Source organism: Rhodococcus koreensis, assembly GCF_017068375.1.
Classification (GTDB): Bacteria; Actinomycetota; Actinomycetes; order Mycobacteriales; family Mycobacteriaceae; genus Rhodococcus_F; species Rhodococcus_F koreensis.
Map to the genome: position 1 here is coordinate 975,894 of NZ_CP070610.1, position 15,498 is coordinate 991,391.

General features: G+C 62.7%; 10 protein-coding genes. 6 read left to right on the forward strand and 4 right to left on the reverse strand.

All coding sequences use genetic code 11. The features are described from left to right. Window positions 1–213: 213 nt before the first annotated feature. The 3 genes from fdhD to JWS14_RS45395 all read right to left on the reverse strand — a co-directional run bounded on the left by fdhD (window position 214) and on the right by JWS14_RS45395 (window position 4,340). Window positions 214–1,041 (reverse strand): formate dehydrogenase accessory sulfurtransferase FdhD, encoded by an 828-nt coding sequence (fdhD, locus tag JWS14_RS45385; RefSeq protein WP_206016747.1) that lies wholly within the window; start codon window positions 1,039–1,041, stop codon window positions 214–216. After that, window positions 1,041–3,344 (reverse strand): FdhF/YdeP family oxidoreductase, encoded by a 2,304-nt coding sequence (locus tag JWS14_RS45390; RefSeq protein WP_164065313.1) that lies wholly within the window; start codon window positions 3,342–3,344, stop codon window positions 1,041–1,043. The genes fdhD and JWS14_RS45390 overlap by 1 nt, the downstream gene beginning before the upstream one ends. A gap of 81 nt (window positions 3,345–3,425) precedes the next feature. Next, on the reverse strand, window positions 3,426–4,340 hold the full coding sequence (locus JWS14_RS45395) for a LysR family transcriptional regulator (RefSeq protein ID WP_206016748.1): 915 nt from the start codon (window positions 4,338–4,340) through the stop codon (window positions 3,426–3,428). Window positions 4,341–5,068: 728 nt separating this feature from the next. Here JWS14_RS45395 and JWS14_RS45400 point away from each other — a divergent pair. The 3 genes from JWS14_RS45400 to JWS14_RS45410 all read left to right on the forward strand — a co-directional run bounded on the left by JWS14_RS45400 (window position 5,069) and on the right by JWS14_RS45410 (window position 10,101). Then, window positions 5,069–8,377 (forward strand): protein kinase domain-containing protein, encoded by a 3,309-nt coding sequence (locus tag JWS14_RS45400; protein ID WP_206016974.1) that lies wholly within the window; start codon window positions 5,069–5,071, stop codon window positions 8,375–8,377. A 263-nt stretch (window positions 8,378–8,640) separates the two neighbouring features. Continuing rightward, on the forward strand, window positions 8,641–9,087 hold the full coding sequence (locus JWS14_RS45405; protein WP_164065315.1) for an RES family NAD+ phosphorylase: 447 nt from the start codon (window positions 8,641–8,643) through the stop codon (window positions 9,085–9,087). A 252-nt stretch (window positions 9,088–9,339) separates the two neighbouring features. After that, complete coding sequence (locus JWS14_RS45410; protein WP_338051748.1) at window positions 9,340–10,101, forward strand: NADPH-dependent F420 reductase; 762 nt, start codon at window positions 9,340–9,342, stop codon at window positions 10,099–10,101. A 539-nt stretch (window positions 10,102–10,640) separates the two neighbouring features. On the opposite strand, the gene JWS14_RS45415 is transcribed toward JWS14_RS45410, so the two are convergent. Beyond that, window positions 10,641–11,651 carry an NADP-dependent oxidoreductase gene (locus JWS14_RS45415; protein WP_206016750.1) on the reverse strand — a complete coding sequence of 337 codons (1,011 nt, stop codon included), beginning with the start codon at window positions 11,649–11,651 and terminating at the stop codon, window positions 10,641–10,643. 187 nt (window positions 11,652–11,838) lie between these two features. Here JWS14_RS45415 and JWS14_RS45420 point away from each other — a divergent pair, with 187 nt between their 5' ends. From JWS14_RS45420 to JWS14_RS45430, 3 genes are all read left to right on the forward strand, one after another. Then, window positions 11,839–12,855 (forward strand): polysaccharide deacetylase family protein, encoded by a 1,017-nt coding sequence (locus JWS14_RS45420; RefSeq protein ID WP_241031814.1) that lies wholly within the window; start codon window positions 11,839–11,841, stop codon window positions 12,853–12,855. A gap of 52 nt (window positions 12,856–12,907) precedes the next feature. Continuing rightward, window positions 12,908–14,428, forward strand: a complete 1,521-nt coding sequence (locus JWS14_RS45425) for a long-chain-fatty-acid--CoA ligase (RefSeq protein ID WP_206016751.1) — start codon at window positions 12,908–12,910, stop codon at window positions 14,426–14,428. A 92-nt stretch (window positions 14,429–14,520) separates the two neighbouring features. Beyond that, complete coding sequence (locus JWS14_RS45430; RefSeq protein ID WP_206016752.1) at window positions 14,521–15,468, forward strand: helix-turn-helix transcriptional regulator; 948 nt, start codon at window positions 14,521–14,523, stop codon at window positions 15,466–15,468. Window positions 15,469–15,498: the final 30 nt, after the last annotated feature.

Here is a 15,498-nt window from a genome sequence, read left to right on the forward strand (position 1 = left end):
CGCGTTCGCATGACGACATGCGTCCACAGGATACTCGCGGAGCTCGCCGAAGCCAGTTGTGTACGACGGCACGGCCCCTGGGTCGAGTACACGTTTGACCGGTTCGTCTCCTGGGGCCCACGACACCTGTCCAACATCGGCGCAGTTGACCTTGCCGCGCCTCTCCGCGCAGAACTCGCGGCCGAAGCCCGCGGGCCCGTGCATTTCACGTGGTCAGCCCTGCACTACCCGTTGGGTGTGGGTGTAGAGGTTCATGTTCTGGCCGCGAAGAAACCCCACGAGTGTTAGTCCTGTTTCGTCTGCGAGGTCGACAGCGAGTGACGACGGCGCGGAGACAGCGGCAAGTATGGGTATGCCTGCCATTGCGGCCTTTTGGGCGAGTTCGAACGAGGCGCGACCGCTGACCATGAGGATGCTGCCCCTGCAGGGGATGCGGTGTTGAGCGATTGCCCAGCCGACGACCTTGTCGACGGCATTGTGTCGGCCGATATCTTCGCGGAGGGCGAGTAACTGCCCGTACTGATCGAAAAGTGCGGCTGCATGTAAGCCACCGGTGCTGTCGAATACTTTCTGCGACTGGCGTAGCCGGTCGGGCAGCGTCGCCAGAACATCGACATGCACCGTGGTGGTGTCCTCGGCTGGGGAATGGACCGTCGCGAGGCGAACGGCGTCGAGCGATGCTTTCCCACATACTCCGCATGAGGAGGTTGTGTAGAAGTTGCGTTCGACACCGGGTTGAGGTGGGGGGATGCCCTCGGTGAGGGTGATGTCGAGGACGTTGTAGGTGTTGAGGCCGTTGTCGTCCACTCCGTCGCAGTAGCGGGCAGAAGCGACGTCGTCACCGCTGTTGATGACTCCTTCAGTGAGGAGGAAGCCGTGCGCGAGTTCGACATCGTGGCCCGGGGTGCGCATCGTGACCGCGAGCGGGGAGGCTCCGACGCGGATTTCGAGTGGTTCCTCGACAACGAGTGTGTCGGGCCGAGATGTGGAGTTCGGTCCACGCACGCGCACGATGGGGCGGCGGGTGGTGATGCGTCCCATCAGGGTCGGTGCTCGAGCCGAATCAGGACGGCTTTGCTGACGGGTGTGTTGGATTTGTCTGCGACGTGGTCGAGGGGAATGAGGGGGTTGGTTTCGGGGTAGTAGGCGGCGGCGTTGCCGACAGGCGTGGGGTAGGCGACGAGTCGGAAGTTGTCGGCTCGTCGTTCTTCGATGGACCCGCTCCGGTTCTTCCATTCGGAAATCAAGTCGACGTGGTCGCCGTCTCGGTATCCGAGTTTCTTGATGTCGCGGGTGTTGACGAACAGAACTCGCCGGCCGCCTTTGACGCCGCGGTAGCGGTCGTCGAGACCGTAGATGGTGGTGTTGTACTGGTCGTGACTTCGCATGGTCTGCAACATGAGTCGGCCAGGCGGAACAGGTAGCCACACGAGGTCGTTGACGGCAAAGTTCGCTTTCCCAGTCTTCGTCTGGAACGTGCGTGAGTCTCGCGGCGGGTGGGGGAGTCCGAACCCTTCTTTCTGTCGGACCTTGGTGTTGAAGCCCTCAAAGCCGGGCACGACGCGTGAGATCGCGTCCCGGATGAGGTCGTAGTCGGCGGTGAACGATGTCCACGGCACGGGATGGCCGGGGCCGAACAGCGTCTCGGCGATGCCGCAGACGATGGCGACTTCGGAGCGCATGTGGATACCCGACGGGGTGAGACTTCCGCGGGAACGGTGGACCATCGACATCGAATCCTCGACGGTCACGAACTGCTTGCCAGTCGCCTGGACGTCCTTGTCGGTGCGGCCGAGCGACGGCAGAATGAGTGCGGTGCGGCCGTGAACGAGATGGCTCCGGTTGAGTTTTGTGGACACCTGGACGGTCAGCGAACAGTTCCGGAGGGCGGCCTCTGTGACGTCGGTGTCGGGCGTGGCGGACACGAAATTGCCACCCATTGCCATGAACACCGAGGCTCGCCGTTGTCGCATGGCGCGGATGGAGTCGACGGCGTCGAGGCCGTGTTCTCGTGGTGAGGTGATGTCAAATTCGGTGTCGAGGGCGGCGAGGAACGATTCTGGCATCTTCTCCCAGATGCCCATGGTGCGGTCGCCTTGGACGTTGGAGTGCCCGCGGACGGGGCATACCCCGGCTCCGGGTTTGCCGATCATGCCGCGCATCAGCAGCAGGTTCACTGCTTCTTCGATCGTGGCCACACCGTGTGTTTGCTGGGTCAGCCCCATCGCCCAGCAGATGATGGTGGCGTTCGACTCGATCAGAGCCTGGGCTGTGTCGTGGAGTTGTTCGATTGTCAGGCCGGTGGCGTCGACGACCGTGTCGAGATCGACTCTGCGGATGTGATCGAGCCATGCGTCGAACCCCGCGGTGTGGCGGTCGATGAAGGGGCGGTCGAGGACGGTGCCTGGTGCGGCGTCCTCGGCGGCGACGAGCAGTTTGGCCAACCCCTGGAAGAGGGCCATGTCGCCGCCGATGCGGATCTGCAGGAAGTCGTCGGAGATCGCGGCTCCGTCGCCGATGACACCATGAACCTTCTGTGGGTCTTTGAACCGCAGTAGTCCGGCTTCGGGGAGCGGGTTGATGGCGATAACCCGGGCGCCGTTGGATTTGGCTTTTTCGAGTGTGGAGAGCATGCGTGGATGGTTGGTGCCCGGGTTCTGGCCGGCGATGAGAATGAGGTCGGCATTCTCGATATCCGGAACGGATACCGATCCTTTGCCGATGCCGATCGAGGCGGTCAGTGCGCTGCCGGACGATTCGTGACACATGTTCGAACAGTCGGGCATGTTGTTGGTGCCGAACGAGCGAATCAGTAACTGGTAGAGGAACGCTGCTTCATTAGACGTTCGGCCGGAGGTGTAGAAGATCGCCTCATGTGGGCTACCCAGCGCGTTCAGTTCGTCTGCGATGATGCGGTTCGCGTCATCCCATTCGATTGGTTCGTAGTGTGTGGTGCCTGGGCGTAGCACCATCGGGTGGGTGAGGCGTCCCTGCTGCCCGAGCCAGTACTCGGTGCGGCCGAGGAGATCGTCAACGGAGTGCGTGGCGAAGAAGTCTGGGCCGACGGTCCGCTTGGTGGCTTCTTCGGCGACGGCCTTGGCGCCGTTCTCGCAGAATTCGGCGTGCTTGCGGTGGCCGGGTGTTTCCGGCCAGGCGCAGCCGGGACAGTCGAAACCTTTGCGCTGATTGAGTTTGGCGAGAGAGGCAGCGGTGCGCGTCGCACCCATCTGTGACATGCCGCGTTGAAGTGATACGAGCACCGCCGGTACGCCTGCGGCGTACTGCTTGTTCTTCGTCACGACGATGCTGTGCTCGTCGTATTCGTAGTCGTCTCGACGAGCCATCAGCAGTGCAGCCTTCCCCAGGTTTACAGACAGTCGGTCGAGGGTGCACCACGGATATGGGTGGTGTCCAAGATGCCCGTCCTACTGGTCGATAGGCGTCGCCGATGATGTCTGGTCGAGGACCGAAGCCGTCGCTTCAAGAGCCTGAATGAGGAGGGACGACGGGTCTTCTGCGCGGGTGATCAACCCGACCACTGGAGCTGTGCGACCTTCGATGAGTGGAGTGGACCGGAGGCCAGGTGGTTCACCGAATACTTTGAACCACACCTGAGGTACCACGGCGGCCCACTGCCCGGTCTTGACGTGGGCATAGAGGGAAGCGATGGAATCGGTTTCGACTTGTGCGGTGTGGACTGCTCCGTCGTCGGCGAAATAGTCGTCGAGGATGCGCCTGCCGCGCATGATCGACGGCAAAGTGCACATCGGCAACGTCGACGCTTCGCGCCAGGAGATGTCGGCGCGGCGCGGGCGGGTCGGATCGTCGGCGGTCAATAGTGCGTATCGCTCGCGATAGAGCGGGAAAGTGTGGTAGCGCAGGGCGATGTCGTCGTCGAGGTAGGTGATGCCGCCGTCGAGCTCGAAGCGATCGAGCCGAGCTGTGATTTCGCTCGAAGACAGGTCTTCGGTGAGACGCACCGTGATGAGGGGGTGCCTCACACACAATGGGCTCGACAGGTCGGCGACTGTCGCGGATGCGGTGGGAATGACCCCTATTCGGAGGGTGCCGGCGACGCCCGACCGTAGGCTGGCGGCCTCGTGCAGGAGTGATTCCTGGTTGGCAAGAATTCTTTGAGCCCAACGTACGATCTGCTCGCCCTCCACTGTGAGGCCTTCGAACTTGTGGCCTCGAACGATCAGCGGCAGATCGAGTTCGATCTCCAGTTTGCGGATCGCCTCCGACAAGGCCGGTTGAGAGACAGCACATGCATCCGCTGCGCGAGTGAAGTGCTTCTCGCGCGAGAGAACGACGAGGTACTCGAGCTGCCGGAACTGCACAGCATAATCTTCTCATCCCGTCTCGCTCCCGGTGGAGGCGGCGAAGCTTTGCGGCCAGATAGCCAAGTATCGGATGCGTCGCTCACGCCAGGGAGGCATATCGGTCTGCATCTCGAAATAGATTGTTGTACAGGGTTTATCCGCCGCGATTGCATGGTCTACACACAGGAACCTCAGTGGAGACGGAGACGGTGAGTCTCGCGGTAAGCGGTCTTCGAATCAAACGTCCTGATCAACAGAGTGCGCACCTACCGCGAGTTAAAGCCCAGGTTGACTGCGTGCACAGGCTCGTGCAGGGCCTTGCGCATCAGTCGACCGACCGATCGATCGTTTGGCCTACCCGGCTGGATCGGAAATGCGGACCGTGTGCGCCGACAATCTCATCGGGGGCGATCGTCGAGATCTGCCCCACAGTGATCACGCGAGAAGAACCGGCGATCGAGAGGTCAGAGTGGCCTGAGCGCGAGCGCACCCATTGGTGTCAAGGCCATCTCTCGCGCATCGCTGGCCGTGGTCTACTCCCAGTCCAGTCTGGCCGTTTCGGGCATCGTGGTGACAGGGCTTCCCCTGGCGACTGCAACGGAACCAGACGGTCGGTATCGATGATTTGATCAACATAAGTGCCCGACTCGATGCCAGGTGGAGCTACCCTGAGTGCACATCATTGAGGGACAAGGAAATGCTGTGTCTTCGGGAGACCGTCGGATCGAGTGAATCGCCAGCTGCGCATGGCAAATGGTGATCCGCTCGAGACTCAGCGTGACGTGGCGTCCGCCGTCGTCGCGGAGTTGACCACGGCAGGGTTTGCGGAGGTCCATGCAATCGGACATGGCGGCTTCGGTCTTGTCTACCGTTGCGGGCAGCCCTCGCTGGACCGCACTGTCGCGGTGAAGGTCCTCACCGCCAACCTGGACGAAGACAACCGGGCACGGTTCTTTCGAGAACAGCGGGCGATGGGCCGCCTTACGGGTCACCCGAACATCGCTAACGTGCTCCACATTGGAACCACAACCAGTGGTCGGCCCTACATCGTGATGCAATACCACTCGCACGGATCGTTGGACACCCGAATCCGCCGGCAGGGCCGACTTGAATTAGACGAGGCTCTGCGATTCGGAGTGAAGTTGGCCGGCGCGCTCGAGACCGCCCACCGTCTCGGCATCCTCCATCGAGACGTAAAGCCGGGGAATATCCTGATCACCGACTACGACGAGCCGGCCCTGACTGACTTCGGCATCGCGCATTTTGCTGGGGGATTCGAGACCTCGACGGGCATTATCACCGGATCCCCGGCTTTCACAGCCCCCGAGGTCCTCAAGGGAGAGGAGCCGCCCAGCGCGGCCTCCGACATCTACAGTCTCGGCGCGACCTTGTTCTCGGCCGTGACAGGGCACGCAGCTTTTGAACGTCACAGCGGCGAGCAAGTAGTCGCACAGTTCCTCCGCATCACCACCCAACCTGTACCAGATCTCCGTGAGCAGGGAATTCCGGATGATGTCAGCGCGGCCATCGAACACGCGATGTCAGAAGATCCTCGGGAGCGTCCCCTCAGCGCGGCGCAGTTCGGTGACGAATTACGCCAGAGTCAGCTCGCTCACGATTTTCCGGTCGAAGAGATGGACCTGCTCGCCGAACCAGGCGCGAAGCGCTCCGAACAAGACCTACCAAGAGCCCGTCGCCGCTCCACTGCCGGCCTGCTCCACAATGCGATCCCGCCGTCAACACGGGGAGCGGCGGGAGATCTTCCCTTGGACCTCACTAGCTTCGTAGGCCGCCGTCGCGAGCTGACCGACGCAAAGGCGAAATTGTCTACTTACCGTCTGGTCACGTTGACTGGGATCGGCGGGGTCGGCAAAACGCGCCTCGCGCTACGCGTTGCGACGGAGGCGCGGCGCGGGTTCACCGGCGGTGTGAGACTGGTCGAGCTTGGTGAACTGAACGAGCGGTCACTGCTCGTGGATGCGGTCGCTGCGGCGGTCGGCATACGCGATCGGTCGGCACGACCACTTGAACGCGTAATTGCGGAGTACCTCGCCACACGCAACCTTCTGCTCGTTCTCGACAACTGTGAGCGTTTGGTGGATGCAGTCGCCACGCTCGCCGGGAAACTGCTTCGGACCTGTCCCGAGCTTCGGATTTTGGCCACGAGCCGGGAGGCCCTCGGTATCGAAGGGGAAGCGGTACTGCGCGTACCGCCGCTGACGATTCCCGACACGGACGATGAGTCGTCCCTGCGCGGGCTTCCCCAGTACGACGCCGTGACGCTGTTCATGGAGCGTGCCGCCGCCGCGGTGTCCGGGTTCGAGTTGACCGAGGACAACCGGATTACGGTAGCGCACATCTGCCGTGCACTTGAAGGCCTACCCTTGCCGATCGAGTTGGCGGCCGCGCGGTTGCGGGCGATGTCCGCCGATCAAATCGCCGAACGACTGAATGACCGGTACAAACTGCTGACCCTGGGAAGTCGTGGAGCGCCGAGGCGCCAACAGACGCTGCGGTTGTCAATGGACTGGAGTTACGACCTGTGCAGTTCCCCGGAACAGCAGCTGTGGGACCGCTTGTCGGTATTCGCCGGTACCTTCGAATTGGATGCGGCGGAGGGCATTTGCGAGGGAGAGGTGGCTCCTGAGGATCTGCTCGACATGCTGACGGCGTTAGTCGACAAGTCGATCCTGATCAGGGACGCTCCGGGCGGAGTGGTCCGTTTCCGCCTTCTCGAGACGGTGCGTGACTACGGCCGACACAAAGCAGAGCAGTCCGGCGACTACCAGGCGTTGCGCTGGCGGCACCGGGTTTGGTACGAGAAGCTGGCACTGACAGCGGAGGCGGAGTGGGTCAGTTCCCAGCAGTTGAAATGGATCACACGTCTCGGGCGCGAGCAGTCGAATCTGCGTGAGGCGATGACGCTGTGCCTGTCCGAGGCTGGCGATACCGACACCGAGGCCGGGCTGCGGATCGCAGCCGCGCTCTATCCCTTCTGGCTTACCCGCGGCAAGCTCACCGAGGGACGGTACTGGCTCGACCGCGCCCTAGCCTGCCATCCCCGGCAGCCCACCGCGACACGCGTCAAAGCCCTGTACTACAGCAGTGTGCTGTCCGAACTGCAGGGCGACATCCCCGCGGCGACCGCCCTGGTCGAGGAGGGGCGAGTCTTGGCTGAGCAGATCGACGATCCGATGACGCATGCACTCGTCGCCCAAGCCGAAGGACTACTCGCGATCAACAACAGCGACCTTCAGCGCGCGAGCGGACTTCTGGAAGAAGCCCGCAATATTTACGCGACACTGAACGATGACCATCGGAAGGTTGCAGTTCTGTACCTGCTGGGTTTGGCATACGGACTGCGTGAGGACATTCCACGGGCGATTGCATGTCATGAGAAGGTAATTGCGATGACGGAAAACCTGGGCGAGTCGATATATCGCTCGTATTCGTTGTGGTCCATGGGCGTTGGGGTGTGGCAGCAGGGAGATTCCAATCGTGCCGCCCGCTTGCTTGAACAGAGTTTGCGGCTCGGCCGACTGGCGGACGATCAAATTACCGTCACCGTGTGTCTGGAATCCCTCGCGTGGCTCTGTGACGAGCGCCGTGCAAAGCGTGCTGCGGTCCTTATGGGTGCCGCCGAGGAATTGGGGCACACCGTGGGCAGCTCGACGGTGATGTTCCCCCACCTCCTCGTCCACCATGAAGAGAACAAGCGCCGGATTCGCCATGCGCTCGGTGAGCGCGCCTTTCAGGCCGCCCACCGGGAAGGGCGGACGCTCGGAATTCAAGGTGCCATTGTTTATGCCCTGAGCGAGCCGCCCAGGGGCACGACGCCGCCCGCTGGTACCGCGACGAACCTGACCAAACGTGAATGGCAGGTCGCCGACCTTGTAGCCAAGGGATTGACCAACAGGGCGATCGCCGCCAGTCTCGTCATCTCGGACCGTACCGCCCAAGGCCACGTAGAACACATCCTGACAAAGCTCGGATTCACCTCACGAGCACAGATCGCGGCCTGGTTCGTTGACCAGACCCGACGCGAAGAACTCTGATCGTTCGAGCTCAATCAAGTTTGATGCGGGCGTGCAGGCTGCGGTTGAGACGGGAGCCCGAACAGGGGTGAGCGGTACAGGGGCGTCTTGGGAACGAATGGGGACGGCGCGCGATCTTGGACAGTCCGTCCAGACCTCCGGCTTCGTACTGTTTGCGCCTGTCGTGACAGTTTGTCAGGAGACCTCGAACCGTTCGGGTACGTCGACGATGCGTGCGCCGTCACGCACCTCGGGGACGGCTCGTAGTCGGATCTCCACGGTCGGTGGCGCGTCCCGGTTACGGCATCTGGTACGGCGCCGTCAGTCCTCGCGGCGGGTTGGCCGAGGCGTTTCAGAGCGCCCGGGTGATCGACCGGCACCGCGGCGACCCGTATCTGACCGGGCTGCGATTCACCCGCCCGCTGAGACTGCTCGATGTGTCCGGCATCGGGGAGGGGGCGTGGGTGACCCGGGTCGGCGGCAACCACGCCCTCGACTCCGCCGCGCACGGCCGAACCCAGCACTGGGCCCGCACCATTCACCGGGCCCATGACGATCTCGATGGGATCGCCTACCGCGGCCGGTTCGCCGGCGGTGTCTGCATCGCGATCACCGAACGCGCCGCCGACGCGTTTCCTGCGCTGCCGGCGTTGTCGCTGCCGTTGTCGCATCCCGGGTTGTCCGGGCCGATCGACAGCGCGGCCTATCAGCTCGGCTACACCATCACCTGACGCTGCGACGCACATGGGCGAACCGGCTGGGCCCGCGGCACACGGCGTCCGACGCCGGGGTCCGCGATGCTCACGCACGTGGCGCGGCGAGTAGAGCTCACACCGCCACAACGCGAGTTCCAAGAGCAGCTCACGATGCACAGCACGATCCGTGCCGCAATCGGGGTAGTCCACTCACCCACGAAGGACCGAGAAAGCGGACCGTCGGCCGTCTGAGCCGAACTATCCAGTATTTGAATCAGTTCGAGCTGAATGCGCCCACGCGGAACTATCCGACGGTCTCCGTTGTTGACGCATACAGCAGTGGCGAAGTGTCGCGGCACTCGACGAAGGAGCACAAGAGATATGCGCATCGGAATCATCGGAGCTGGTCAGATCGGTGGCACGCTGACACGCAGGCTGACTGCGCTCGGTCACGATGTGCGCGTCTCGAACTCTCGGACACCCGACACCCTCGCAGACCTCGAGGCGGAGACCGGCGCAAAGGCGGTACTGAACACCGAAGCCGCCGAGGGTGCAGACCTGGTGATCGTGAGCATCCCGCAGAAGAACGTCGTGGACCTTCCCGCCGGGATCCTCGCCGGCGCTGCCGATGGTGCTCCGGTGATCGAGACCAACAACTACTACCCGCAGCAGCGAGACGGATTGATCGCCGCCATCGAAGACGGTCAGGTAGAAAGTGAATGGGTGCAAGAACATCTCGTAGTGCCGGTGTTCAAGGCATTCAATGGAATCTGGTGGAAGCACCTTCTCGAGAAGGGCCTACCGGAAGGGTCGAGCGGACGGATCGCGATCCCCGTCGCCGGCGACGACGCACTGCAGAAGCAGGTGGTATTCGATCTGATCAATCAGCTCGGCTTTGACCCTGTCGACGCGGGCACCGTCGAAGATTCCTGGCGTCAGCAGCCGGGAACCCCGTTCTACGGCAAGGATTTTGATCGGGAAGCTACGTTGAAGGCACTGGCGCAGGCAACGCCTGAGCGCACGGACGAGTGGCGTGCTGTGGCAGAGTGAGCGTTCGGTGTCGAGTGGCGGTTCCGAATAGGAAGACGCCGCTCGGCCGTTAGTCCTGGTGCGGAGCGCGCCCGGGACGGCATCGGTATCGCGGCGGCGGGGGCGCGGGCGCCTGGTCCGGTGTACGGCCAGCCGCTGGGCAGCGTGCGGCGCGGTACTCATTTCGGTGGTTGTTGCGGGTGGCGGACCCGGATCGGGACCTGGTCGACGATTCGGGCCCGCTGGCTCCCGGGGTGGCCTGCCTGCACAAGACCACATCGCGACCCGCGCTAGCCGCGATGTCCTGATTTGGCTCGTTGACGCACAACTTGTTGGACATGCACAATCGCTGAACGCCACTTCCGGTGCCGTCGCCCTCCGCAGCGCGTTCAACCACAAGGTCTGGCGCACTCGACTGCCCTTAATGCATACAGCTCCCAGGGACTCCACCAGCTCCCAGGCAAAAATCGGCCGGATACCGCGTGCATGCGTCGGAGGCTGTATCCCGGCTGCGCGGTGACGGGATACGAACCTCCGACTGAGGTGGCTTCAGAGGCTGGCTACGCAGTCAGATCGATGATGAGCTTGCCTGGTTGGCCGTGGGAGAACGAGTCCACGAAGGCAGCCGGCAGCTGCTCGAATCCGGGCAATACCGATTGCACGGCCTCCAACTGTCCGGAACTGATGAGTTCGGCGAGCGTGGCTTCAACCTCTGCCGCACGGTCCATGTAGTCGAGCACGACGAATCCCTGTGTGAGGATACGCTTGGTGAGAAGCTGTCCGAAATTGTTTGGGCCGGAGGGGCGTTCGGTCAAGTTGTAGCCGTCGATCAGGCCACACAACGCGATGTGGGCGTGGTTGTTCAGCCGGGCGATCGACGCCTCGAACATCGGGCCCCCCGAGTTCTCGAAGAGGCGGTCGATGCCGTCCGGTGTTGCCGCCTCGAGCTGGTCCTTCCAATCAGGGGCCTTGCGATCGACGACGGCGTCGGCGCCCAGTCGAGCCACCATCGAGCACTTCTCGGCGCCTCCTGCGATGCCGACAACCTGTGCGCCCGCCTGCTTCGCGAGCTGGACTGCCACGCTTCCGACTGCGCCAGAGGCGCCGGAGATCAGAACGGTGTGCCCTGGTTCCGGCCGCAAGATGTCGCACACTCCGGCCCACGCGGTCAGGCCCGTCATCCCGAGGACGCCAAGGTAGTGCTCCAAGGGAACGACCTCGCGTGATGCGATCCGGTCCCAGTCAGTGCCGGGCGAGCTGACGATCTGGTGCCGTTGCCAGCCGACGAAGCCACGAACGATGTCGCCCGAGGTGAAGTTGCTGTTGCGTGAGGCGGTCACGCGGGCCAGTCCGAAAGCGCGAACTGGCTCTCCGATTGCGACTGGCGGAAGATAACTCGGTCGGTCGTCGAGCCAGCCCCTGATGGCCGGATCGATCGAGATGAAGAGGGTCTCGAGTGCGACGTCGCCAGCCTCGAGTTCGGGCAGGGCGACGTCCTCCACGCGGAAGTCCTCCAAGCTCACGTGCCCGTGGGGGCGCTGCGCGAGGACGATCTGTTGTGATGAATTCACGGTGTGCTACTCCTTCGTCACCAACGACGGTAGAAGTCATGACAAGGCGAAACTTGGCCCTATGCGCACGGGATGCGAAGAGCGCGCACAGCGCGCATCTCGATGCCGAATGCGATGCGCCTGAGGAAAGCAGGTGCGCGCAAACAGCCAAGACGTGATGTCCATCACTTCATAGGGTCGGTGACAAATGGGCTTCGTGCCGAAGAGCCCTCCTGGTAGATCTGGAGTCAACGCAATGAATGACACACGCGCCGACCGACCTCTCGAGATTGCGGTCACGATCGATGACTTCGTCCTGTGGGACGGCGTTCCCATGCCGGACGACACGACTCCCACCGACATCACGCGGTCTGTGGCGAAAACGTTGAACGACTACGGACTCAAGGGGACCTACGGCTTCTCTCACACATACCGGCTCGAGAACGAGCCAGAGCAAATCGAGGCCTTCGAGGCGTGGGCCGAAGCAGGCCATCACCTGGGTAACCACACTCACCAGCACGCTCCACTGCGCTGGATGCCCGACGCGGCATTCCGACGCGATTTTGAGACGGCCGAGAAGTACATCGGTCATCTGATCGACGCCGCACCGTCGAAGTACTTCCGGTACCCCATGGACATGTCGTCAGGATCCGAACGACGTCGAGGGGAAGTCGAGAACTACCTCGCTGATCTCGGCTACCGCACTGCCCCGATCACCAGTTGGTTCAGTGATTTCGCGTTCATCATGCCGTACTTCCGCGCGATGACCCTAGGCGACAAAGACGTGCAGAAGCAGGTACGCGACCTGCACGTGTCGACCGCGGTTGACATGCTCTACCAGCACGCGGACACCGCGCATACCCTGTTCGGTGCCGACGCGCCCCTCATCTGGCTCGTACACGGCACCACGATCTCTCGTGACACCCTCGCTCCGATCCTCGAGGCATTCCTCGAGCGTGGCGTGGAGTTCGTAGCCCTCGATGAGGCGATGAAGCATCCGGTGAACTTCGGGAAGCCGCCGTGTAATGAGAGCTTCACCAACCAGCTTCAGAGGTTCGCGCTTGCTGCGGGCTTGCCGAAACCTGAACTCGACGTCGAGCGGCTTGCCGAGATCCTGAACCTCGCGCCCATTCCCGGCCTCGACACGATGGCGACTTACGAAGAGCGCATGTTCAAGCCGTTGGCGAAGCGGGTGGGAGCTGAGTACGACTGGGATTGGTCCTGAGTCGGCAATCCACATTCACAACGTCACACCGTCATTATCTGAAAGCAGGATCATGCTCAACCTGGCCACCATGCTTGCCGACACTGCTCGACGCACTCCCGGCAGAACCGCTGTCATCGAAGGTGACCGAACCCTCACCTTCGGTGAGATCGATGCGGCTGCGAACAGTGTTGCCCGTTTTCTTCTCTCACGGGGGTTGCGCCCAGGCGACCGCGTTGCCCTGACGATCGCGAATGTTGTCGAGTTTCCGATTGTCTACTTCGGCATCCTCAAGGCCGGTGGAGCCGTCGTGCCGCTCAACACGATGCTCAAGCGGGAGGAGGTTGCCTACCACCTCCGTGACTCGGGCGCGACGGTGTACTTCTGTACCGTGCTGGGGCTCGACGACGAGGCGTGGCGCGGATTCCAGGACGTCGAGTCCTGTGAGCATCTGGTCACCCTTGGCTCCGCAGTGCTCGATGAGCCAGGCGTGGGAACTACCTTGGCTGACGCATTGGCCGAACACCCCGCGGAAGAGGTCCTGCAGGTGACCGAGGCAACGGACACAGCGGTGGTCCTGTACACGAGCGGGACGACCGGCAAGCCGAAGGGGGCGGAGCTCACCCACACCAACATGGTCCTCAACGCCATCGGGCATAACCAACTGCTCGACGCCCGAGCCGACGACGTACACCTGGTCACTCTTCCGCTCTTCCACTCGTTCGCACAGACCGTACAGCTGAACGCCGGCTTCGCAATGGGGGCCACCCTGGTCCTGCTGCCACGATTCGACGCAGCCGAGGCCCTGGCGTTGATCACGCAGCACCGGGTGACAGTCTTTGCCGGTGTCCCGACGATGTACTGGGCTCTGCTCAACAAGGCCGCTGACGGAATAGACGTTGACCTCGCCGGTCTCCTGCGAATCGCGCTTTCCGGCGCAGCTGCCATGCCCGTCGATGTGCTGGAGCGGTTCCGGGATGTCTTCGGTGTCGGGATCCGGGAAGGCTACGGACTCTCCGAAACCAGTCCCACCGTCACGTTCAACCCGCTCGACCAACCAAACCGGTCGGGATCGATCGGCAAACCGATCTGGGGAGTAGAGGTGGAGCTCATCGACGATCACTGGAACGAGGTCCCCGTCGGTGAACCAGGAGAACTCGCCGTACGTGGATACAACGTGATGAAGGGGTACCTGGGGCGGCCCGAGGCGACAAAGGAAGTGATCCGCGACGGCTGGTTCCGCACGGGCGATATCGCAACGCGAGACGAGGACGGCTACTACTTCATCGTCGATCGCGCCAAGGACTTGATCGTGCGGGGAGGCTTCAACGTCTATCCGCGCGAGCTCGAGGAGGTGATCATCGGCCATCCAGAGGTCAGCCTAGTGGCCGTCGTCGGAATCCCCGATGAGCGAATCGGTGAGGAAGTGAAAGCCTTCGTCATCCGCGAGCCCGGATCGGAGTTGAAGGAGGAAGACCTGATCGGCTGGTCACGGGAACGGTTGGCGGCTTACAAGTACCCGCGCCTGGTGGAGTTCAGGGATACCTTGCCGATGAACGCGACAGGAAAGCTACTCAAGCGGGCTCTACGATGATCACGCCGTTGGCGTGGGCGCCGGCGCGCGCTAGCGTCGACGGTGGCACGAGTCGCAGTTTCGGCATACCGGTGTGAGAAGGTGCTCTGACGTTGTATTCCGTCGATACGTTGCGCAGCAACGAGCACGACCAGCGCGAGCGCGGTGATTGGTGGCGCGATCAGGTCTCGTCGATCCACTGTCCGATGGCCTTCTCCCTTGCGGACAGCTACCAGGGAACCCTTCAGCATCAACATTCGGACACGTACCAGCTAGTTCGCTGGTGGGGCGAAGCGGAGGTCCTCTCCCGCACGGCAGCGGACATCCGTCGACATCCACATGGCGCCTACGAACTGCTTCTACCGGTCCGGGGCGAAGTGATCCTCGAGCAGGATCGTCGTGAAGCCACGATCACACCGGCGGTCATGGCTCTCACATCGCTGGACACCGCGACTGTTCTGCGCCATGGTGATGGCTTCTCTTCTGTTGCATTCGTGATTCCACGTGACCGGATCGAGGCGCGGGTGCCGACACTGCCGCAGGCTGGCACCGTCCTCGATGCGACATCTGGACTGGGACGCATCGTTGTCGACGTGGTCAGTAGTCTGCGCAGGGAGCGGCACGAGCTCACCGGGAGTCAGTTCGATGCGATAGCCGACCGAATCGTCGATCTCGTGGCACTCGCCTACAACGCAGACACGGCCACCCCCTCCGTCGATGTTCAGGAAGGGTTGGTCACCGCCATCCGGCGCTTTGTTCGAGAGAATGCGCACGACCCGAACCTCACAGGAGCCGTGGCAGCGGCGCGCCTCGGCTGGTCGCTCCGGCACGTTCAGGCCCAGTTGCAGCGGATTGGGACAACACCGTCGGATCTCATCCGAGAGGAGCGTCTGGCGTTGGCGCGGTTGCGTCTGCAGGACCGTGGCTGGAGCCACCAGAGCGTGACTCAGGTGGCATACTCCTCAGGATTCGGCGACCTCAGCACCTTCAGTAATGCGTACCGGCGGGCCTTCGGTGAGCGCCCGTCCGACACACGTTCTGCGGCATCCGCAAACGACTGAATCAGCGGCCCGCGGGCCCGCTCGACGACC

What these genes read in the sequence shown, in the direction of transcription:
- fdhD (WP_206016747.1), bottom strand. Translation starts at nt 1,041, where the DNA reads ATGGGACGCATCACCACCCGCCGCCCCATCGTGCGCGTGCGTGGACCG.
- JWS14_RS45390 (WP_164065313.1), bottom strand. Translation starts at nt 3,344, where the DNA reads ATGGCTCGTCGAGACGACTACGAATACGACGAGCACAGCATCGTCGTG.
- JWS14_RS45400 (WP_206016974.1), top strand. Translation starts at nt 5,069, where the DNA reads ATGGCAAATGGTGATCCGCTCGAGACTCAGCGTGACGTGGCGTCCGCC.
- JWS14_RS45410 (WP_338051748.1), top strand. Translation starts at nt 9,340, where the DNA reads ATGCGCCCACGCGGAACTATCCGACGGTCTCCGTTGTTGACGCATACA.
- JWS14_RS45420 (WP_241031814.1), top strand. Translation starts at nt 11,839, where the DNA reads ATGGGCTTCGTGCCGAAGAGCCCTCCTGGTAGATCTGGAGTCAACGCA.
- JWS14_RS45425 (WP_206016751.1), top strand. Translation starts at nt 12,908, where the DNA reads ATGCTCAACCTGGCCACCATGCTTGCCGACACTGCTCGACGCACTCCC.